This window comes from Streptomyces tanashiensis (assembly GCF_014648895.1).
GTDB lineage: Bacteria > Actinomycetota > Actinomycetes > Streptomycetales > Streptomycetaceae > Streptomyces > Streptomyces tanashiensis.
Window position 1 is genome coordinate 18,858 of sequence record NZ_BMRZ01000008.1, and the last position, 20,324, is coordinate 39,181.

Consider the following 20,324-nt stretch of genomic DNA (forward strand, 5'->3'; position numbering starts at 1 on the left):
GCGCGTCCCGCGCTCAGCTGGACTCCCGCCGGACGACCCGCGAGTCCAGCAGGTCGCGGGTGAGGGGCGCGGCGCCCGGTTCCCGTACGGCGCGGTCGACCAGCTCCGCCAGCTCGCGGCCGACCACCATGTCGATCCGTACGGTGCTCAGCCGGGGCCGCAGCAGCCGGCCCAGGAGCAGGTCGTCGGCGCCGATGACGGCGGTCTCCCCGGGGATGGAGATCCCGGCGTCCTGGAGCGACCGCATCAGGAGCATCGCGTACTCGTCGTTGTACGCGAAGACGCCGTCGAGGCCCAGCTCGCGCCACCGCGCGGCGAGCGCGTCGGCCGACTCCTCCTCGTACCGCAGCGGCAGGGGGACGACGGTGGCGCCGGCGCCCTCGGCCGCGCGGCGCGCGCCGTCGAGGCGGGGCCCGGAGAACATGGTGAGGCCCGGCTCCTCGGGCACGACGACGCCGATCCGGCGCCGGCCGGTCGCGAGGAGGTGCTCGGTGGCCACCTCGCCGACGCGTCCCTGGTCCATGACGAGGGCGTGGGTGCCCTCGACGCGCTGGGTGCCGAGGGTGATCACGGCGCGGGCCCCGGACCGCTTCAGGATCTCGACCCCCTGCCCGGTGAGCTCGACCTCGCCGAGGGAGACCACGGCCACCGGCCGCAGCTCGGCCCAGGCGCGGGCGGCCTCCTCGGCCTCCAGGCCGACGCTGCCGTACTGGACGACCGTGTAGTCGAGGCGGCGCAGGGCCCACTGGAAGTCGTTGAAGAACTGGCTGTACAGCGGCCCGACCGGGACGTGCGAGGTCGGGAGCAGCACCATGCGGCTGTGGCCCGCGCGCAGGCTGCGCGCGGCGGCGTGCGGCACGTAGCCCAGCTCCTCCGCCGCCTCGCGCACCCGCTGCCTGGTGGGCTCGCTGATGCGGACGGCCGAGGTGTTGTTCAGGACGTACGAGACGGTGGCCCGGGAGACGCCCGCGAGCCGCGCGACATCGGCGCTGGTCGGGACCGCACGCCCGGAGGGGCGTTCGGGGGACTGTTCGGTTGGCTGACTCATCGATCCGGCATCTTTCCAGAACAATCCGGCGCAGGGTCTGGCGGATGGCCGGATTTGGGTGCTACACAATGCTCACACGTGCCACTGACACGTGTCACCCCCCTTGTTCCATCCGTTCCTCGCCCCCTTTTCGGGCGATCTCCTCAGGAGGGCAAAGTGGCCCTTTCCTCCCCCGGGACCGGCTCCGACACGGGCGCCCCCGGCACCGCCGTCCCCGGCTCCCCCGCGGCCCCCCGGCCCACGCGCGGCCTGCTGACCCTGCTGCTCGCCGGCAACACCGCGATGTACGCGCTGTACATCGGCGTCCCCGGCATGCTCCTCGCGCTCCAGATCGAGGACATCGACCCCGCCGACAAGGTGGCGAACTTCGGCCTCGTCTCCGGGATATCCGCGATCTTCGCCACCGTCTTCAACCCGGTCGCGGGCGCCCTCTCGGACCGCTCGGGCCGGCGGAACCCGTGGATCCTCGCCGGCGGCCTGCTCGCCCTGCCCGTGATGCTGCTCCTCGGCAGCGTCCACACGATCCTGCTGGTCACCATCGCCTGGTGTCTGGGGCAGGCCGTCATGAACATCTACCAGGCGGCCATCACCTCCGTGGTCCCCGACCGGGTCCCCCTGGCCGCGCGGGGCAAGGCCTCGGCCGCCGTCGGCCTCGGCCTCCCCATCGGCTCCACGATCGGCGCCCTCGTCGGCGCGGCCTTCTCCGACCACTACCGCACCGGCTACCTCGTCTTCGGCGCGATCGTCGCCGCCACCGCCGTGCTGTTCACCGCCTGCGCCCGCGAGGAGCGGATGGCGCCGAAGGCGCCGCTGCCGGTCAAGGAGCAGATCGCGGCCTTCGGCAGCGCCCTCAAGGACCACGACTTCCGCTGGGCCTTCATCGGCCGCGCCCTGCTCGTCCTCGGCTACTTCGCCGTGGCGGGCTTCCAGCTGTACATCCTCAAGGACCACACCGACCTGCCCGCCGGGCTGAGCCCCGAGGAGGCCGTGGCGATCCTCATGCCGGTCAACTCCGTCGCCATGGTCGTCTCCACCGTCCTCGGCGGCTGGCTCTCGGACCGGTTCGACCGCCGCAAGCTCTTCGTCGGCGCCTCCGCCGTGCTCGCCGCCGCCGCGCTGCTCATCCCGGCCGTCTCGACGAGCTGGCCCGCGATGCTGGCCTTCTCCGTCGTCAACGGCCTCGGCTTCGGCTGCTACATGGCCGTCGACACCGCCCTGGTGACCATGGTGCTGCCCAAGGCCGAGGACGCGGCCCGGGACATGGGCGTCCTCAACGTCGCCAACGCCGGCCCGCAGATCGTCGCCCCCTTCGTGGCCTCCCTCGTCGTCTCGCTGAGTGGCGGATACACGGCGCTCTTCCTGGTCGCGGCCGTACTGTCGGTACTCGGCGCGCTGGCCGTGCGCCCCATCCGCAGCGTGCGCTGACCCCGTCGGCCGCGCACCGTACGCAGCGGGTGCCGGCCCAAGTCGGCGCCCGCCGAGCACCGCAGGAAAGGCGGCACCGTGCGCCTGCACACCACCACGTGGGGATCCGGCGACCGGACGGCCCTGCTCGTCCACGGCATCATGGCCGACCACCGCACCTGGCGCCGGGTCGCACCGGCGCTCGCGGAGCGCGGCTACCGGGTGATCGCCGTGGACCTGCGGGGACACGGGGCGAGCGACCGGGCCGCGGGCCCGGAGGCGTACGGCCCGGAGGACCACGCGGACGACCTCGCCGAATCCCTGCCCTCCGGGGCGGAGTTGGCGATCGGGCACTCGCTCGGCGGGCTCGTGCTCGCCCGGGCGGTGGAGCGCCTGGCGCCGGCCCGTGCGGTGTACTCCGACCCGGCCTGGCACCTGGCGGCCGGTCCCTGCGGCTACCGGGCCGAGCTGTTCGTCCGGGGCAAGTCGATGACCCGGGAGCAGATCAAGGGGTTCAACCCGCACTGGCCGGACGAGGACGTCGACGTGGAGATGGCGTCGGTACGGGACTGGGACGAGCGGACGGCGCACGGCCTGACGGCGTTCGTGGGCGCCGACATGTGGCCGGCCCGGCCCGTGGTGCCCTCCCTCGTCACCCTCGCCGATCCGAGCACGCTGGTCCGGCCGGAGCACGCCCGGATGCTGGCGGACCGCGGATTCGAGCTCCGTACGGTGAAGGGGGCGGGGCACACGATCCACCGGGACGACTTCGACGGGTTCATGTCCGCCCTGGAGGGCTGGATCTGACGTACCGTTCAGCCATGGACGAAGCGTCGATGGACAGCTCGATGGTGGGACTGCTCGGCCGGGTGACCGGCACCGTCGGCCCCGGCCTCGTCGGCGAGGTGATCGTCCGGATCCGCGGCGGAGCCGAGCACTTCCTCGCGCATCCCGCCTCCCCGAAGGAGCGGATCGAGGTCGGCACGGTCGTGATGGTCATGGAACATCTCCCTCCACGCACCGTCTATGTCACAGCCGCGTACGACAGTTGACCGAACCGTTGAGTGGCGCCCGCCACAGGCGCACACTCCCTTCACCGGGTCCGCTCGGCTCCGGTGAAGGGGGACCTTGTCCATGGGCATCGGCATTCTGGCGGGCGTCGTCGTCGGCGCGCTCGCCGTTCTGATCGGTGTGTTCAAAATGATGTGGCGCGTCGCGGAACCCAACGAGGCGCTGATCATCTCCGGTTCCAACCACAAGAACGAGGGCCTCGGCGCGGGCATGGGGTTCCGCATCGTCACCGGTCGCGGCACCCTCGTGCTCCCCGGCGTCCAGGCGGTGCGGAAGCTCTCGCTGGACCTCAACGAGACGCAGCTGTCCGTCGAGTGCGTCACCCACCAGGGCATTCCGCTCAAGGTCCGCGGTGTGGTGATCTTCAAGGTCGGCGACGACTTCGTGTCGATCGCCAACGCCGCCCGCCGCTTCCTCGACCAGCAGAAGCTGATGTCGGAGCGGGTGCACATCGTCTTCGCCGGTCATCTCCGCGCCATCGTCGGCGGGTTGACCGTGGAGGACATGATCCGTGACCGGGAGAAGCTGACCGGGCAGGCGCGGTCGGCCTGTGGCACGGAGATGGAGAAGCTCGGTCTGATCGTCGACTCGCTGCAGATCCACGAGATCGAGGACCCGACCGGGTACATCAAGAACCTGGCCGCTCCGCACGCGGCCGCCGTCCAGCGGGACGCGCGGATCGCGCAGGCCGAGGCGAACCGGCGGGCGACCGAGGCCGAGCAGCAGGCCGCGGCGCGGATGTCGGAGGCGACCCGCGACAGCGAGATCCTCCAGGCGGGCTACCAGGCCGAGCGGGACCAGGCCTCCGCGCGGGCCCGGCAGGCCGGCCCGCTGGCCGACGCCGCCTCGCGCCAGGAGGTCGTCGTCCAGGAGACCCGGGTCGCCGAACTGGAGGGTCACCGCAAGGAGCAGCAGCTCCAGGCGGAGGTCCGCAAGCCGGCCGACGCGATGGCGTACGAGACCCGGACGCTGGCCGCGGCCGAGCGTGACGCCCGGATCTCGGCCGCCGAGGCCGAGGCGAAGGAGACGGAGCTGGCGAGCGCGGCCAAGGCCACGGCGACCCGGCTCACCGGTGAGGCGGAGGCGGCGGCGCAGCACGCCAAGGGCCTCGCGATCGCCGAGGCCACGCGCGCGAAGGGTCTGGCGGAGGCCGAGGCGATCAAGGCCCGTGCGGCGGCGCTCGCGGAGAACCAGGAGGCCGTGGTCGCCCAGCAGCTGGCCGAGAAGTGGCCGGAGATCGTGTCCGCGGGTGCCTCCGCCTTCGGGAACGTCGACCAGATGGTGCTGCTCAACGGCGCCGACGGCATGGCGGACGTGTTCGCCAAGGCGCTGACCATGGGCGGTACGGGACTCGGTCTGGCCCGGCAGCTCCTCGCCACGATGAGCCCGGCCGCCCAGGAGAAGCTGGGCGGGGCGGCTCTGCCGGTTCCGCCGGCCCAGCGCTCGGAAGGGAGCGTGGAGATCCCGGTCGGCGACGGGGAGTGACCGCACGCGCGAGGGCCCGGTGCCACCACGGCACCGGGCCCTTTCGTGTGATGCGCTCGGCGTCAGTTGTGGCCGAACTTGCGCTCCTTGCGGTGGGACGCGTGCTCGACGAGGGGCATCGGTGCCTCTCTCGTGGGGGCCGGCGCGCTCTTCTCCTTCGCCGCCGCGTCGGTACGGTGCTCATGGCCGCCGGTACGGGCTCCCCGGTTCGTCCGGGTCTGTTTCTTGCCCACGATCGTGCCTCCCGTGACGGGTGTCGGACGGTGGTCCGTATCCCCTCAGCCTTGCACGGGGGCAGAAGACCCGCATGTCAGAGCGGGTCGCCGAGGACCCGCTCGAAGGCGGCGAGCGTGGGTGTGCCGGAGGCGCGGTCCAGGACGGCGAAGACGATCTCCTCGAAGTGGCCGGCGAAGCGGCCCTCGCCCGTGAGGAGCGCCTTGAAGGCGCCGGCGACCTCGGCCGGGTCGTTCCGGAAGACTCCGCAGCCCCAGGCGCCCAGGACGAGCCGGCGGTATCCGGCTGCGGCGGCCGTCTCCAGGACGCGTTCGGCGCGGGAGGCGAGGGCGGCGGGCAGGCGGTCGGCGAGCTCGGGGGTGTTGCGGCGGACGACGCCCGCGTTGGGCGCGGGGGAGGTGAGGAAGCCGACCGTGAAGGGCTCGGCGAGCAGGGTGCCCCGGTCGTCGCGGAAGACGGGGACCCGGGGCGAGTGGATGACCCGATCGGTGTAGAGGGCGTCCCTCTCGGCGCGGTGGTGGGCGTAGTAGGCGGGGGCGCGCAGCAGGGTGGCGTGGAGGGCGGAGGCCCGGCAGAGGGCCTCCTCCTGGGCCTGGGCGCCGTTGAGGTAGCCGCCGCCCGGGTTGCGGGCCGAGGCGAAGTTGAGGACGGCGACCGGGCGGGTGGTGTCGGCCGCGGTCATCCGGCGGGCCGCCGCGAGGCTGCTCTCGGGGGTGACGGTGAGGGTGGGCGTGCGGTCGGTGTCCGGGGTGACCGGGACGGGTTCGGGGCCGTGGAGGCGGGTTCCGGACAGGGCCGCGGCCAGGTCCTCGATCAGGGAGACCGTCCGGCCGTCGGGGGCGCGGTAGTGGCCCGCCGCGACGATCTCCTCGGTCCGCCGCGCGATCTCGCGCAGTCGTGCACTCATGCCCCTCAGCATGATCGTTTCGTTCCGGTGGGGACAAAGGGTTTTCCGTGGGTTGCCGGGGCTGCGGGGAATTTTGGACGGGTGGGGGCACAGGGGGCGCGTGCGGGCCGTCGGGGGCGCTCTTGCACGCCGCCCGGTGGTGGCTTTAGGTGGAAGCAGCAACTCACCGGGACGGGTCCTCGCGGGACCCCGAGACCAGGAGGTGCACGGATGTCGCCGAGCGGCATACCGCGTGGCGGCCCCCCTCTCACCGAGGCGGAGGCGGAGGACCTGCTGCGATGTATCTGCTTCAAGACCGGCCCGCCCCGCACGGTGGGGGTGGAGCTGGAGTGGCTCGTGCACGAACTGCGCGATCCCCGCCTTCCCGTACGGCCGCCGAGACTCGCGGCCGCGCTGGACACCGTACGGGCCCTGCCTCTGGTGTCGGCCCTGACGTTCGAACCCGGTGGGCAGCTGGAGCTCAGCTCGCGCCCGGCCGGCTCCCTCATGGAGTGCCTCGACTCGCTCGCCGCCGATCTGGCCGCGGTGCGGGCGGCGCTCGGACCGCTCGGTCTCACCCTCAGCGGATACGGGGTGGACCCCTGGCACGCGCCGCGCGGCCGGGTGCTCCACGAGCCGCGGTACGACGCGATGGAGACCGCGCTCGACCGGACCGGACCGGCCGGGCGGGCGATGATGTGCGACTCGGCCTCGGTGCAGATCTGCCTCGACGCCGGGCTCGAGGAGCCGGGCCCGCTCGGGTACCACCGGCGCTGGCAGCTCGCCCATCTGCTCGGGGCGGTGCTCGTGGCGGCCTTCGCCAACTCTCCGGTGCACGGTGGGCGCCGCACCGGCTGGCGCTCGACGCGGCAGGCGCTGTGGACGGATCTCGACCCCCGGCGGGCGCTCGCGCCGCCGCCGGACGGCGAGCCGCGCGCGGAGTGGGCGGCGCACGTCCTGGACACTCCGGTGATGTGCGTACGGGCCGAGGAGGGTCCGTGGGCGGTGCCGGAGGGCCTGACGTTCCGGGACTGGCTGCGCACGGACGTCCCCCGTCCGGCCGACGCCGACGACCTGCGCTATCACATGACGACCCTGTTCCCGCCGGTGCGGCCGCGCGGTCATCTGGAGCTGCGGATGGTGGACGCGCAGCCGGGCCCGGACGGCTGGATGGTGCCGGTGGCGGTGACGACGGCCGTCTTCGACGACCCGGAGGCGGCGGAGACCGTGTACCGGGCGGTGAAGCCCCTCGCGGAGCAGGCGGGTCCCGGTCCCGCCCCGCGCAATCCGCTGTGGCGGGCGGCGGCCCGCGACGGCCTCGCCGATCCCGGGCTGCACGCCGCCGCCCGGGCGGTGTTCTCCGCCGCGCTCGACGCGCTGCCCCGGATCGGGGCGAGCGAGGAGGTGCGGCGGGCCGTCGCCGCCTTCCACGAGCGGTACGTGATCCCCGGGAGCTGCCCGGCCGACAACCTCCAGGTGGTGACGTCATGACGGCGACCGAGACGGGCGCCGGGCCCGAGGCCCTGCGGCGGCGGGCCCTCGACGCCCTCACCACCGCGCGGGACCGCACCGCGCTCCTCACCTCCTGCGTGGAGGACGGCGAGCTCACCGCGCAGCACTCGCCCCTGATGTCGCCGCTGGTCTGGGATCTGGCGCACATCGGAAATCAGGAGGAGCAGTGGCTGTGGCGGGCCGTCGCGGGGCGCGACGCGCTGCGGCCCGAGATCGACTCGCTGTACGACGCCTTCCAGCACCCGCGCGCCTCCCGTCCTTCGCTGCCGCTGCTCTCGCCGGTCGAGGCGCGCGGCTACGCGGCGGACGTCCGGCTCCGGGTCCTCGACGTGCTCGAACGGACCCCGCTGGAGGGGCGGCCGCTGCTCGACGCGGGCTTCGCCTTCGGCATGATCGCCCAGCACGAACAGCAGCACGACGAGACGATGCTGATCACCCATCAGCTGCGGAAGGGGCCCGCGGCGCTGACCGCTCCCCCGCCCCCGGTCCTGCGGTCCGGTCCGCTGCCCCCCGAAGTCCTCGTCCCCGGCGGCCCGTTCACCATGGGCACCTCGGACGAGCCGTGGGCCCTGGACAACGAACGCCCCGCGCACGCCCGCGTCGTCCCCGCCTTCCACATCGACACGACCCCCGTCACGAACGGCGCCTACCTCGCCTTCATGGCCGACGGCGGCTACACGGACCGACGCTGGTGGCGGCCGGAGGGCTGGGCGCAGATACGGGAGCACGGCATCGGGGCTCCCCTGTTCTGGCGCCGGGACGGCGGCCAGTGGCTGCGCCGGCGCTTCGGGGTGACGGAACCGGTGCCCGAGGAGGAGCCGGTCCTGCACGTCAGCTGGTACGAGGCGGACGCCTACGCCCGCTGGGCGGGGCGACGGCTCCCGACCGAGGCGGAGTGGGAGAAGGCGGCCCGTCACGACCCGGTCTCCGGGCGCTCCCGCCGCTATCCGTGGGGCGACGCCGATCCGGGCCCCGCGCACGCGAACCTCGGCCAGCGGCACCTGCGGCCCGCGGCGGCGGGCAGCTATCCGGCGGGTGCCTCGCCCCTCGGGGTTCGGCAGCTGATCGGTGACGTGTGGGAGTGGACGGCGAGCGACTTCCTGCCGTACCCGGGCTTCACGGCCTTCCCGTACAAGGAGTACTCGGAGGTGTTCTTCGGGCCGGAGTACAAGGTGCTGCGGGGCGGTTCGTTCGCGGTGGACCCGGTCGCCTGCCGGGGCACCTTCCGCAACTGGGACCTGCCGGTGCGGCGCCAGATCTTCTCCGGCTTCCGGACGGCGCGGACCGCGGAGCTCGACTGATGTGCCGTCATGTCGCTTACGTGGGCGGGCCGGTGGCGCTGGGAGAGCTGCTGGTCCGGCCGGTGCACGCCCTGCTGCGCCAGTCCTGGGAACCCCGTACGCAGGACAGCGGAGTGGTGAACGCCGACGGCTTCGGCGTGGGCTGGTACGGCGAGGGGGATCCGGTGCCCGCGCGGTACCGCCGGCCCGGCCCGATCTGGGGCGACCTGTCCTTCGCCGACCTCGCCCGGGTGGTGCGCTCCGGCGCCTTCCTCGGGGCGGTCCGGGGGGCCACGCTCCCCGGCGCCGACGGGGAGGCCGCGGCGGCGCCGTTCACCGCCGGGCCCTGGCTGTTCAGCCACAACGGCGCGGTCGGGGGCTGGCCGGACTCCCTCACGGCGCTCGCCGCCGCGCTGCCCGCCGGGGAGCTGCTGCGCCTGGAGGCGCGCACGGACTCGGCGCTGCTCTGGGCGCTCGTGCTGCACCGGCTGCGGGCCGGTGACGCGCCGGGGGCCGCGCTGGCCGACACGGTGCGGGAGGTCGCGGCCGCGGCCCCCGGCTCCCGGCTGAACCTGCTGCTCACCGACGGCGAGCGGATCGCCGCGACCGCCTGGCGGAACAGCCTCTGGTACCTGACGGGCCCCGGCCGTGTGGTCGTGGCCTCCGAACCGTACGACGACGATCCGCGCTGGCGGGAGGTGCCCGAGCACACGCTCGTCACCGCCGATCGCGCCGATGTCACCCTCTCCCCGCTCAAGGAGCCGTCCGCGTGAGCCCGTTCCAGCTGACCCGCACCCTCGCCGCGGACGCCGCCGGCGCCGATCTTCGCGCCGACGTCCTCCACGGACTGACCCGCTCCCCGAAGGAGCTGCCGCCCAAGTGGTTCTACGACGCCCGGGGCAGCGAGCTCTTCGAGGAGATCACCCGGCTGCCCGAGTACTACCCCACGCGCGCGGAGCGGGAGATCCTGGCCGCGCGTGCCCCGGAGATCGCCGCCGCGACCGGCGCCCGGACGCTGGTGGAGCTGGGCTCCGGCTCCTCCGAGAAGACACGGTTCCTGATCGACGCGCTGCTGCCGGATCTGGACGCGTACGTGCCCGTGGACGTGAGCGAGTCCGCCCTGACCGGGGCGGCCGAGTCGCTGCTCGCGGACCGGCCGGGGCTGTGGGTGCACGCCCTGGTCGCCGACTTCACCCGGGGGCTCGCGCTGCCGGGGACGCCCGGGCCGCGTCTGGTGGCCTTCCTCGGGGGCACGATCGGCAATCTGCTCCCCACCGAGCGGCACACCTTCCTGCGTTCGGTCCGCGCCATGCTCACGCCGGGCGACGCGCTGCTGCTCGGCACGGACCTGGTGAAGGACGAGGCGACCCTCGTGGCGGCCTACGACGACGCGGCCGGGGTGACGGCGGAGTTCAACAAGAACGTGCTGTCCGTGATCGACCGGGAGCTGGGTGCGGACGCCGATCCGGCCGCCTTCGACCACGTGGCGGTCTGGGACGCCGAGCGGGAGTGGATCGAGATGCGGCTGCGCGCCCGCCGCGCGCTGACCGTGAAGATCCCGGAGCTGGATCTCGTGGTGCCGTTCGCGGCGGGCGAGGAGATGCGGACGGAGGTCTCGGCGAAGTTCCGTCAGGCGGGTGTACGGAAGGAGCTGGCGGCGGTCGGCCTCGAACTGACCCGCTGGTGGACGGACAGCGAGGACAGGTTCGCGCTGTCCTTGGCGACGGTGGGCTGAGGGACGGTCGGGCGAGGGACGCCGGGCTCGGGGGCGGTCTGCTCGGGGACGGTCTGCTCGGTGGCGGTCTGCTCGGGGACGGTCGGGCGGGCGACGGCCCGCTCGGCCGCGGCGGCCAGGGCACGGCGGTCCGGATACTGGATGCTGGATATCGGATCCAGTATTCGGATACTGGCCACCATGCGCCGCGCCGTGACCACCCTCCACAGCGACGCGCCGAGCGGATCGTCCCCGACGTACGCGGCGGCTCCGGTCGGCCCGTAGTCGAGCCGTACCGGAAGCACGGCGGATCCACTGTCCAGAGCGGCCTGGAACGCGGCGGGCCGGAAGCGCCCCCGCGCCCGCCCGCACCAGGTCGATCCCTCGGGGAAGACCACCACCCGGCCCCCGTCGGCGAGCACCCCGGACATCGCCCTGACGGTGGCCGGCAGGGCCCGGAGCCGGTCCCGGTCGATGAAGAGGGTGCCGCCGAGCGCAGCGAGCGTGCCGAGCACGGGCCAGCGGCGGACCTCCGTCTTGGCCACCATCCGGCCGGGCAGCACGGCGGCGACGAGGGGGATGTCCAGCCAGGAGACGTGGTTGGCGACGACGAGGAGCGGGCCGGTGACCGCGTCGGCCGTCCCCTCGTACCGCACGCGTACGCCGAAGGCGCGGACGACCGCCCGCACCCAGCTCCGGACGAGGGCGAGCCGGGCGGCCGCGGGGAGCAGCCCCGCGGCCGGGGCGAGCAGGACGCCGACGAGGACGGCGCCGATCCCGGCCGTCAGCCGGGCCGCGGCGAGGACGGCACCGGCCCGCTCGGCCGGGTGGTCACGGCCGGTCTCCGGGTGGGCGGCGCAGCGGCCCGGGGTGCACGGCGCCGTGGGGAGCCACGGCGGGAGTGCCGTGGAGCCGTTCACCGCGCCGGGGCGAGCGAGAGGAAGTGGTTGAGGTAGCGCGGGTTCGTGCGGCGCAGCGAGAGCAGCACGTAGAGGTCGGCGACGCCGAAGTCGGGGTCGTGCGCGGGGGCGCCGCAGACCCAGGCGCCGAGCCGCAGATAGCCGCGGAGCAGCGGGGGGAGTTCGGTGCGGCCTTCGGGGCGGGTGATGCCGTCGGGGCTCCACAGCTTGTGCGGGGTGACCCAGTACTCCTCGGGGGCGAGGTGCTTGGCCTTGACGGTGTCCCAGGTGGCGGCGGCCAGGGTGCCGCCGTCGGCGAGCGGGATCGAGCAGCAGCCGGCGAGCCAGTTGTGGCCGGTCCGGGTCATGTAGCGGGCGAGGCCGGCCCAGATGAGGGCGATCACGGCGCCGTTGCGGTGGGCGGGGTGGACGCAGGAGCGGCCGACCTCCACCAGGTCGTGCCGGACGGGGGCGAGCCGGGTGAGGTCGAACTCGCTCTCGGAGTAGAGGCGCCCGGCGACGGCGGCCCGGTCGGGCGGGAGGATCCGGTAGGTGCCGACGACCTCGCCGGTGCCCTCCTCCCGAACGAGGAGGTGGTCGCAGTACGCGTCGAAGGCGTCGGTGTCGAGGCCGGGCTCGGGACTGTCGAGCAGGGCGCCCAGCTCACCGGCGAAGACCTGGTGGCGCAGCCGCTGGGCGGCCCGTACGTCCTCCTGGTCCCGGGCGAGACCGACGACGTACCGGGGCGTGGGCGGCTCGGCCGGGGCCTGCGGCTGTGCGGGGACGGCCTGGGCCTGTGCGGGGACGGCGAGCGTGGGCGTCGGTGCGGACATGGCGGGCTCCTCCGGCGGACGGAAGGGGAAGGGGCGGGACCGGGCCGCGTGAGCGGTGGCCCGGCTCCTTACTTCTTCCGTCACCGGCTGGATTCGACATGACCGTCCGGGGGCTCGCGGGTGTGCGAACGCTGAATGCTATTCGGCGAGGGTGTCCGTGATCGCGGTCGAGGCCTCCTTGGCCGCCTTGACGGGGTTCTCGCCCTGGAGGACGGCCGTCATGTACGGCTTGATGGGGTTGTCGGCCTCGACGTTCGCCCACTGCGGGGAGTTGGGGGTGGCCCGGCCGCGCGCGGCGCCCTTCGCCATGACGGCGGTGGCCTCCTGGCCGGCGACGACGGAGGCGAGCCCCTTCTTGTTGGGCACGTAGCCCATGGCGCGGGCGAGTTCGGACTGCCACTTCTCGCCCGCGAGCGCCTTGACGACGTCGAGGGCGGCGCCGCGCTGGGGTGCGTTCTCCGGGATGATGAGGTCGGAGCCGCCGGTGAAGACGGCGCAGGGCTGGCCGGCCTTCTTGCCGGGTATCGGGAAGTAGCCGAGCTTGTCCTTGAGGTCCGGGTTGGCCTTGAGGATGGCGGCGACGGCGCTGGGCGTGGCGATGAGCTGGGCGACGTCGCCCTTGGCGAAGACGTCGGCCTGCGGCGGGGTCTGCTCGTCGGCGTTCTTCGGGCCGGCGCCGAGGGCCTGGAGGTCCTTGTAGAAGGCCATGCCGCGCTGGGCGGCCGGGCTGTCGAGCGCGCCGGTCCACTGGCCGCCCTTGTCGACGGCGAGTTCGCCGCCCTCGTCCCAGATGAAGCCGGCGAGGGTGTACCAGTCCTGTCCGGCGAGGTAGATGCCCTGGGTGTCGTTCTTGTTGAGCTTCTCGGTGTCGGCGAGCCACTGGGAGCGGGTGGCCGGGAGCTTGTCGATCCCGGCGTCCTCGAAGAGGTCCTTGTTGTAGATGACGATGCGGTTGGCCGCGTACCAGGGGATGCCGTACTGGGCTCCGGCGATGCTGCCGGGCTCGGCGAGACCGGGCAGCCAGTCCTCGCTGCCGAGGTCGCGCACGGACTCCAGGGTGAGGTCGAAGAGCTTCTCGGTGTCGGCGTACTGGGCGACCTGGGTGTTGCCGACCTCGATGACGTCGGGGCCGCCGGAGCCCTGGATGGCCTCGGTGACCTTCTTCCCGATGCCGGTCCACTCCTGGATGGTGAACTCGAGCTCGACCCCGTCGTGCTCCTGCTCGTACGCCTCGGTGAAGCGCGAGAGGAAGTCCTCGCTGACGCTGTCCCGCATCAGCCAGATGTTCACGGTCTTCGTCCCGCCGTCGCCGCCCGGCAGCATCCCGCAGCCCGCGAGGGCGAGCGCGGTGGCGGCGGCCAGGGGGCAGGCGAGATGGCGGTTCTTCACGTAGGTCACCTTCTGCGGTTCAGCACAGGGTCGTGCGGCATGGGGGCTGACCCGACATGGGGGGACCGAACGGGGTGTTCGCGCGGGTATGTGGCCTGGATTCTGGTCTGGACCAACGAGATGGTCAAGTCCTTGACGATCCCGTTCCGCACCCGGACGGACGATCTGTTCCGTTACCGTCGGTAGTTACTCGCGGGTCGCGTCGGCCCCCGTCGTGTCGCGCGCCGACGCGCCCTGGGGCACCGTGGAGGGAACGCACCGAGAGGAGTTCGGCCCCCATGTCGAATCACACCTACCGCGTCACCGAGATCGTCGGCACCTCCACCGAGGGCGTCGACGCGGCCATCCGCAACGGCATCAAGCGCGCCTCGCAGACCCTGAGGGGACTCGACTGGTTCGAGGTGACGCAGGTACGCGGCCACCTCGTCGACGGCGCGATCGAGCACTACCAGGTCGGCCTGAAGGTCGGCTTCCGCCTGGAGGACGAGGACTGACGGGGTCCGCACGGCCCCCCGACGCCGGGGGGCCGACCGACGCCGGGGGCCGACCGGGCCCGGAACGACTCCCGGCCGGCGTCAGGTGCGGCCCTCCTTCTCCTGAGCCTCCCTCAGCGCCTCGGAGGGCTCCGCCCAACGGGCGCGTACGACAGGGAAGCCCGCCGCCTCCGCCGCGTCGCACACCGCGAGGTCGTCGTCGACCAGCATCCTGACCGTGCGGTCGGCGGCGAGGCGGCGCAGGATCTCCACCTTGGTCACCCGGGCGGGCCGGAAGTCCCGGTTGCGCCGCATGTGGACGGGCCCCGCCGGCAGCCCCTGCCCGGCCAGCCACTCCACGGTCGAACGGCGGCAGCGCTCGGGCCGCCCGGTGAGGTAGACCACCTCGCACTCCTCGGCCGCCTCGCGGCACAGCGCGACGCCCTCGTCCAGCGGCGGATCGTCGGGGGCCGCCGCGAAGAAGGCGTCCCAGTCCTTGGGCTTGCGCTCCAGGAAGTGCTGGCGGTGCGCGGTCGCGGCCAGCGTGTTGTCGAGGTCGAAGACGGCCAGGGGCCTGTTGTCCGATGTCACGGACCCAGCGTAGGAGCCGCGCGGCCGGGGGCGCCCGGGATCGCGGGCGGGCACGGAACACGGCGGGTCGGAGCATGCCCGGGACCCTGCCCGGGACCCCATTCCCAGCGCCGCACTCGGCTGCCGCGGTCCCTCGGACGCCGGATAGGGTGAGCGGGCTCCGGAGGGCCGGAGCCGGATCTTGTGTGGGGTGGGAATGTCGAAGCACCGACTGTCCAAGAAGGGGCGCTACATAGCCCTGGCGACGACGGGGGTCGCGGTCGTGGCCGCCGCCGGAGTCGCGGCGCAGACCTCGATGGCGGCTTCGGCGTGGCCGGCCCAGAAGACCTACACGGGCCGGGCCTTCGACGCCTGCACGGCGCCCTCGCTCACCGCGATGAAGGCGTGGAAGAAGGACGCGTACTACGGCGGCGTCGCGGTCTACATCGGCGGCAGGAACCGCGGCTGCGCCCAGCCCAACCTGACCAGGTCGTGGGTCAAGTCGGTCGACACGCTCGGCTGGCGGGTCATCCCCCTCTACGTCGGCGCCCAGCCGCCCTGCCAGAAGAGCGGGAACAAGGAGAGGTTCACCGCGGCCACCGCCGCCTCGGTCGGGGCGAGCAACGCCAACGACGCCGTCGCCAAGGCCTCGGCGCTCGGCATGAAGGCCGGCAGCCCGATCTACCTCAACATGGAGCCGTACGACATCGCCGACAAGGCGTGCAACGACGCGACCCTGGCCTACGTCCGGTCCTTCACCAAGACCCTGCGCGCCAAGACCTACCGCGCCGGCCTCTACGGCTTCAGCAGCTCCAGCGCCAAGGCGATCGCCACCGCCAAGGACCGCACCGACCTGCCGGGCAACCTCTGGTACGCGCTGTGGAACGGCCAGGAGACCACCACGAAGGACTGGCCCTGGGATCCCAAGCTGTACACCGACCACAGCCGGGGCCACCAGTACAAGGCCAACAGCAAGGAGACCCGGGGCGGTTACACCATCAACGTCGACCGCAACGCCTGGGACGCCCCGGTCGCCATCGTCGGCTGACCACCCGGTCGACCGTGTCGGTGACGGTGGGCGAGGCTCCCGTCACCGGCCGTCACGGGCGAAATCGTCATCTAAGATACAACGCGGTCGCGTGGCCACCGGCGTGCGTCTCAGTGGTGCGGAAGCCCAGCTCACCCGCCCATGAACAGAAGACCCCCAGGGAGAAGTGAGGTATGCCGGTGATCTGCGTCGGAGGCATGATCGGCATCGGCAAGACGAGTGTGGCCGAGGTGCTCGCCAAGGCGCTGGGCAGCGAAGTCTTCTACGAGAGCGTCGACGACAATCCGATCCTTCCGCTCTTCTACTCGGCGAGCCCCGAGGAGATCGAGGCCAAGCGCTACCCCTTCCTCCTCCAGCTGTACTTCCTCCAGACGCGCTTCGCCGCGATCAAGGAGGCGTACAAGCAGGGCGACAACGTGCTCGACCGCTCCATCTACGAGGACTGGTACTTCGCCAAGGTCAACCACGACCTCGGCCGCATCAGCTCCCTCGAGATGCAGGTGTACGAGGGGCTGCTCGGCGAGATGATGCGCGAGATCGACGGCCTGCCGTACCGCAAGGCGCCCGACCTCATGGTCTACCTCAAGGCGGACTTCGAGACGGTGCTGCACCGCATCGGACTGCGGGGACGCGACTTCGAGCAGGACGAGAGCCTCGTCGAGTACTACCGGACGCTGTGGTCCGGCTACGACGACTGGGTGCACAAGCACTACTCGGCCAGCGAGGTCCTCGTCGTCGACATGAACCACACCGACGTGGTCAACAACCCCGAGGACGCGGTCCGCGTGGCACAGCAGGTCAAGGACGCCCTGGCGGCCACCGGCCGCCGCGCCTGAGCCTCGGCTCCACGACGCCCCCGTCCGGGCCCGGCGGGCCCGGACGGCGACCGCCACCGGGAGCGTCAGGAGGGGTGATCGCCGTCCCCCCTGCCGGGACCGGCGCCGAGGTACGCCTCCCGCACCGCCGGGTCGGCGCGGACCTCGGCCGCCGTCCCTTCGGCGAGGACGCGGCCGAGGTCGAGCACCACCACGCGCGAACACAGCTCCATCACGAAGGCGACGTCGTGCTCGACGAGCAGCACCGCGCAGTTCTCCTCGTCGGCCATGTGCCGGATGACGGCCGCGAGTTCGCGACGCTCCCCTGCGGTCGTCCCGGACGCGGGCTCGTCCAGGAGCAGGACCCGGGGCGGATCGGCGAGCGCGCGGGCCAGCTCGACCATGCGGGCCCGGCCGACGGGCAGGCCGCCCGCGTACGATCCGGCGAGCTCGTCGAGCCCGCACTCGTGCAGCACGGCGGCGGCCCGCTCCCGGCGGCGTGCCGCGTGGCGCACTCCGCCGCGCCAGTCCTGCGCCACGACCAGATTGTCCTCGACGGTCAACTGACCGAAGAGCTGCTGGCGTTGGAAGGTCCTGCGGATGCCGTGCCGAGCCCGCCAGACGGAGGACCGGCGGGTGATGTCCGTACCGTCGTACGCGATCGCTCCCGCGTCCGGCCGCCGCATCCCCGACAGCACGTCGAACAGCGTCGTCTTGCCCGCGCCGTTCGGCCCGATGAGGCCGCAGATCTCACCGGGGCCGACCGAGACGGTCACGTCGCGCAGGGCGTGGACGCCGCCGAAGCGGACGTCGATCCCGCTCGCGCGGAGCAGGCCGGGGCTCATCGGCGGACCCCCGTCCCCAGGTAGGCCTCGGCGAGCCGCTCCCGGTCGACCTCGGACCGGGGCCCGGACCAGGCGATCTCGCCCTGTGCGAGGTACGCGACGGTGTCGGCGATGCCGAGCACCTCGGCCGCCTTCTCCTCGACGAGGAGAAGTGCGGTGCCGTGGTCGCGGAGTTCGGTCAGGAGGTGGAAGACCTCGTCCACGACGCGCGGCGCGAGACCGAGGGACGGTTCGTCGGCGACGAGGACCGCCGGTGGCCGTTGGAGGAGCGGGGCGAGGGCGAGGAGCTGCTGCTCGCCGCCCGACAGGGACCCGGCGGCGACCGTGCGGCGGGCGGCGAGCGCGGGGAACCGCGCGTACACCGCGTCGCGGTCCTCGGCTGCCGTCAGCTGCAGTGCCAGGTTGTCGTCGATCGAGAGCCCGGCGAAGATCCCCCGTCCCTCGGGGGCCAGCCGCACCCCGCGGCGCGCCCGGGCGACCGTCGCGTCGCGGGTGGCGTCCTCACCCCGTACCCGCACGAGACCGCCGGCCGGTCGCAGCAGTCCCGCCGCCACCCGGCAGAGGGTGGACTTCCCGGCCCCGTTGGGCCCGAGCAGGACCAGCACCTCTCCGCCGCGCACCGCGAGATCGACGCCGTGCAGCACGGGCGCGCCGCCGTAGCCGGCGCGCACGCCGCTCAGTTCGAGCGCGCTCGGCACCTCGCGGGGGCCGCCGCCCGTTCCCGTATCCCCGGCACCGACGACGCACGGCCCGGCCGTCCGCGCGGACGGGCGGTCGCCCTCCCCCGCCACGAGCGGTGCGGGAACGGTCCCCGTCGCGGGCCCCCGAGCCGCGAGGGCTGGGGGAACGGTCCCCGGGGCCACGCGGGGTGAGGGGACAGCGCCTGTCACCGCCGCCCGCTTCGCGGCCCGCCGGGCCGCCAGTCTCGACGGCAGCGCGGCGCAGTATCCGTCCGGGTCGTTCGCCAGCGCGAGCCCCGCCAGGCCGAAGAGGATCACCGGCAGATGCGCGGACTCCGTCACGTACGTCGTCAGCAGATGCGGGGCCGCCGCGAAGACCAGCCCCGCCACCACCGCGAACTGCGGTCTGCGCACCCCCGCGGCGACCACGACCGCCAGCCACACCAGGCCCGTCATCGCCGTGAAGTCCGTGGCCGTGATCCTCGTGTTGTACGAGGCGTAGAGCACCCCTCCGAAGCCCGCGAGTCCCGCCGACACCGTGAAGAGCAGGAGCTTCGTCCGTACCACCGACACCCCCGAGGCCGCGGCGGCCTCCGGGGCCGAACGGACCGCCAGCATGGCCCGGCCCCAGCGGGAACCGCGCAGCCGGGTGAGCAGCGCGACGAGCACCCCGCTGAGCAGCACGAGCGCGAGTCCCATGGCCCGGTCGTCGCCCAGGTCCACGGGTCCGGCGACCGGCCGCGGGATCTCCCAGCCGGTGTCGCCGTTGCGCAGCCACCCGAGCTGGAAGAGCACCTGATCCGCCAGGAAGGCGAGCGCCAGGGTGGCCAGGGCCAGTGACCTCCCTCCGAGCCGCAGGGCGGGCAGCGCGACCACCGCGCCGAGCAGGGCCGCCGCCGCCGTGCCGGCCGCCGCGGCGGCGACGAAGGGCCAGCCGTGGCTCATCAGCAGCCCCGCGACCAGGGCGGAGCCGGTCACGAACGTCCCCTGGGCCAGCGACACCATCGCGCCGAGACCGGTGACCACCGTGAACGACATGAACACGAGCCCGATCGCCAGCCCCTGGGCCAGGATCCCGCTCCAGAAGGGTGTGGTGACGGTGTAGAACGCCGTGCCGAGGAGCACGCCCGCGACCAGCCACGCGCCCCAGCGGCGGCCCCACCCCTTCCCGGCGAGGTACTCGGCCGGCGGTGGGTCCGCGGCCGCCGTGCCCGCCGCGCGGCGGCGGCGCCGCCCCAGGACGAGGAGACCGGCGAAGAGGATGAGGAACGGTACCGCCGTACGGAAGCCGGTGATGTCCTCGGCGAACGACGCGTACCCCGCCACCAGATTCTGCAGCACCCCGAGTCCGAGGCCGCCCGCGAAGGCGAGCGGCACCGACGCGAAGCGTCCGAGGACCGCGGCGGTGGCCGAGACGAACAGGAACAGCGTGTAGTCGTGCGCGGAGAGCCCGAGGAGCGGGGTCGCGAGGACACCGGCGAGGCCCGCGAGGCCGGACGACAGCATCCACGCGGTCGAGGACAGCCGGTCCGCGCTGATGCCCCGGAGTTCGGTCAGCGCACGGTTGTCGACGGCCGCGCGCAGCCGCAGGCCGAGCCGGGTGTGCCGCATCAGGATCCAGAGGCCCGCCGCCGCGAGGGCGGTGGCGATCCAGGTGATCAGCTGGTCGGAGTCGATGCCCACGCCGTCGAGCGGCTGCCAGGAGACCGCGGGGCTGGGCCCGACGCCCGGCAGCCCGAACTGGTTCTCGGCGGGCTGGACCGGGGCGCCCGCCCGCTCCAGGAGTTCGACCACCCACAGTCCTGCCGCGGGCAGCGCGACCAGCAGACCGATCGTGGCGACGATCTGGGCCGTCTCGCCGACCCCGGCCAGCTTTCTGAACATCAGCCGGTCCAGGCCCCAGCCGAGGCCGGGCGCCACCACGCACACCAGGAGCAGAGCGGTGGGGACGGCCGGCCAGCCGAAGCCGGAGTGGAGCTCGTAGAACGCCAGCGCGCACAGATAGGCGGTGGCGCCGTGCGCGAAGTTGAAGAGCCCGGAGGCGGAGGAGGACAGCACGAGGCCGGTCGCGAGCAGCGCGTACAGCGCGCCCGAGACCAGCCCGCTCAGGACGAAGCCCAGTAGGTCACCCACGCGGC

20 protein-coding genes are annotated in these 20,324 nt (G+C 73.4%); 11 read left to right on the forward strand and 9 right to left on the reverse strand.

Annotated elements, in window-relative coordinates:
- Positions 1-13: 13 nt before the first annotated feature.
- A complete protein-coding gene (locus IE237_RS23295) occupies positions 14-1,048 on the reverse strand; it encodes a LacI family DNA-binding transcriptional regulator (protein ID WP_189804039.1) in 1,035 nt (344 codons plus the stop codon).
- A gap of 156 nt (positions 1,049-1,204) precedes the next feature.
- Between IE237_RS23295 and IE237_RS23300 the strand changes: the two genes are divergently transcribed.
- The 4 genes from IE237_RS23300 to IE237_RS23315 all read left to right on the forward strand — a co-directional run bounded on the left by IE237_RS23300 (position 1,205) and on the right by IE237_RS23315 (position 5,008).
- The gene (locus IE237_RS23300; RefSeq protein WP_189804040.1) at positions 1,205-2,473 is read left to right on the forward strand and encodes an MFS transporter; all 1,269 of its coding nucleotides are present in this window, start codon (positions 1,205-1,207) and stop codon (positions 2,471-2,473) included.
- Positions 2,474-2,551: 78 nt separating this feature from the next.
- Positions 2,552-3,259, forward strand: a complete 708-nt coding sequence (locus tag IE237_RS23305) for an alpha/beta fold hydrolase (RefSeq protein ID WP_189804041.1) — start codon at positions 2,552-2,554, stop codon at positions 3,257-3,259.
- Between the two features lie 41 nt (positions 3,260-3,300).
- Entirely contained in the window at positions 3,301-3,504 is a 204-nt protein-coding gene (locus IE237_RS23310; RefSeq protein ID WP_403537084.1) for an NfeD C-terminal domain-containing protein, read from the forward strand.
- 82 nt (positions 3,505-3,586) lie between these two features.
- Positions 3,587-5,008: a flotillin family protein gene (locus IE237_RS23315; protein ID WP_189804043.1), complete on the forward strand. Its 1,422-nt coding sequence runs from the start codon at positions 3,587-3,589 to the stop codon at positions 5,006-5,008.
- Positions 5,009-5,070: 62 nt separating this feature from the next.
- Here the strand turns inward: IE237_RS23315 and IE237_RS23320 are convergent, their stop codons facing one another.
- The gene (locus IE237_RS23320; protein ID WP_189804044.1) at positions 5,071-5,241 is read right to left on the reverse strand and encodes a hypothetical protein; all 171 of its coding nucleotides are present in this window, start codon (positions 5,239-5,241) and stop codon (positions 5,071-5,073) included.
- 77 nt (positions 5,242-5,318) lie between these two features.
- Positions 5,319-6,149, reverse strand: coding sequence for a TIGR02452 family protein (locus IE237_RS23325; RefSeq protein WP_189804045.1), 831 nt, complete (start codon positions 6,147-6,149; stop codon positions 5,319-5,321).
- 210 nt (positions 6,150-6,359) lie between these two features.
- On the opposite strand from IE237_RS23325, the gene egtA reads away from it, so the two are divergent.
- The 4 genes from egtA to egtD are packed head-to-tail and all read left to right on the forward strand — an operon-like array spanning position 6,360 to position 10,655.
- On the forward strand, positions 6,360-7,619 hold the full coding sequence (egtA, locus tag IE237_RS23330) for an ergothioneine biosynthesis glutamate--cysteine ligase EgtA (RefSeq protein WP_189804046.1): 1,260 nt from the start codon (positions 6,360-6,362) through the stop codon (positions 7,617-7,619).
- Positions 7,616-8,941: an ergothioneine biosynthesis protein EgtB gene (gene egtB / locus IE237_RS23335; RefSeq protein WP_189804047.1), complete on the forward strand. Its 1,326-nt coding sequence runs from the start codon at positions 7,616-7,618 to the stop codon at positions 8,939-8,941. The genes egtA and egtB overlap by 4 nt, the downstream gene beginning before the upstream one ends.
- Positions 8,941-9,693, forward strand: a complete 753-nt coding sequence (gene egtC / locus IE237_RS23340) for an ergothioneine biosynthesis protein EgtC (RefSeq protein ID WP_189804048.1) — start codon at positions 8,941-8,943, stop codon at positions 9,691-9,693. The genes egtB and egtC overlap by 1 nt, the downstream gene beginning before the upstream one ends.
- Positions 9,690-10,655: an L-histidine N(alpha)-methyltransferase gene (gene egtD / locus IE237_RS23345; RefSeq protein WP_189804049.1), complete on the forward strand. Its 966-nt coding sequence runs from the start codon at positions 9,690-9,692 to the stop codon at positions 10,653-10,655. Before egtC ends, egtD begins: the two co-directional genes overlap by 4 nt.
- On the opposite strand, the gene IE237_RS23350 is transcribed toward egtD, so the two are convergent.
- The 3 genes from IE237_RS23350 to IE237_RS23360 form a co-directional block, all read right to left on the reverse strand.
- Positions 10,550-11,554, reverse strand: coding sequence for a lysophospholipid acyltransferase family protein (locus IE237_RS23350; RefSeq protein ID WP_189804050.1), 1,005 nt, complete (start codon positions 11,552-11,554; stop codon positions 10,550-10,552). The two genes, egtD and IE237_RS23350, sit on opposite strands and share 106 nt — an antisense overlap.
- Positions 11,551-12,366, reverse strand: a complete 816-nt coding sequence (locus IE237_RS23355; RefSeq protein ID WP_189804051.1) for a GNAT family N-acetyltransferase — start codon at positions 12,364-12,366, stop codon at positions 11,551-11,553. Before IE237_RS23355 ends, IE237_RS23350 begins: the two co-directional genes overlap by 4 nt.
- A 138-nt stretch (positions 12,367-12,504) precedes the next feature.
- The gene (locus tag IE237_RS23360; protein ID WP_189804052.1) at positions 12,505-13,755 is read right to left on the reverse strand and encodes an extracellular solute-binding protein; all 1,251 of its coding nucleotides are present in this window, start codon (positions 13,753-13,755) and stop codon (positions 12,505-12,507) included.
- A 278-nt stretch (positions 13,756-14,033) separates the two neighbouring features.
- Between IE237_RS23360 and IE237_RS23365 the strand changes: the two genes are divergently transcribed.
- Positions 14,034-14,249: a dodecin gene (locus IE237_RS23365; RefSeq protein WP_189804053.1), complete on the forward strand. Its 216-nt coding sequence runs from the start codon at positions 14,034-14,036 to the stop codon at positions 14,247-14,249.
- A gap of 81 nt (positions 14,250-14,330) precedes the next feature.
- Here the strand turns inward: IE237_RS23365 and IE237_RS23370 are convergent, their stop codons facing one another.
- Positions 14,331-14,819: a phosphatase domain-containing protein gene (locus IE237_RS23370; RefSeq protein ID WP_189804054.1), complete on the reverse strand. Its 489-nt coding sequence runs from the start codon at positions 14,817-14,819 to the stop codon at positions 14,331-14,333.
- A gap of 196 nt (positions 14,820-15,015) precedes the next feature.
- Here IE237_RS23370 and IE237_RS23375 point away from each other — a divergent pair, with 196 nt between their 5' ends.
- On the forward strand, positions 15,016-15,846 hold the full coding sequence (locus IE237_RS23375; RefSeq protein ID WP_189804055.1) for a glycoside hydrolase domain-containing protein: 831 nt from the start codon (positions 15,016-15,018) through the stop codon (positions 15,844-15,846).
- A 173-nt stretch (positions 15,847-16,019) separates the two neighbouring features.
- The gene (locus IE237_RS23380) at positions 16,020-16,682 is read left to right on the forward strand and encodes a deoxynucleoside kinase (protein ID WP_189804056.1); all 663 of its coding nucleotides are present in this window, start codon (positions 16,020-16,022) and stop codon (positions 16,680-16,682) included.
- A 65-nt stretch (positions 16,683-16,747) separates the two neighbouring features.
- Here the strand turns inward: IE237_RS23380 and IE237_RS23385 are convergent, their stop codons facing one another.
- Together IE237_RS23385 and IE237_RS23390 are read right to left on the reverse strand one after the other, a co-directional pair.
- Positions 16,748-17,506 carry an ABC transporter ATP-binding protein gene (locus IE237_RS23385; protein WP_189804057.1) on the reverse strand — a complete coding sequence of 253 codons (759 nt, stop codon included), beginning with the start codon at positions 17,504-17,506 and terminating at the stop codon, positions 16,748-16,750.
- Positions 17,503-20,319 carry an ABC transporter permease subunit gene (locus IE237_RS23390; RefSeq protein ID WP_189804058.1) on the reverse strand — a complete coding sequence of 939 codons (2,817 nt, stop codon included), beginning with the start codon at positions 20,317-20,319 and terminating at the stop codon, positions 17,503-17,505. Before IE237_RS23390 ends, IE237_RS23385 begins: the two co-directional genes overlap by 4 nt.
- Between the last annotated feature and the right edge of the window lie 5 nt (positions 20,320-20,324).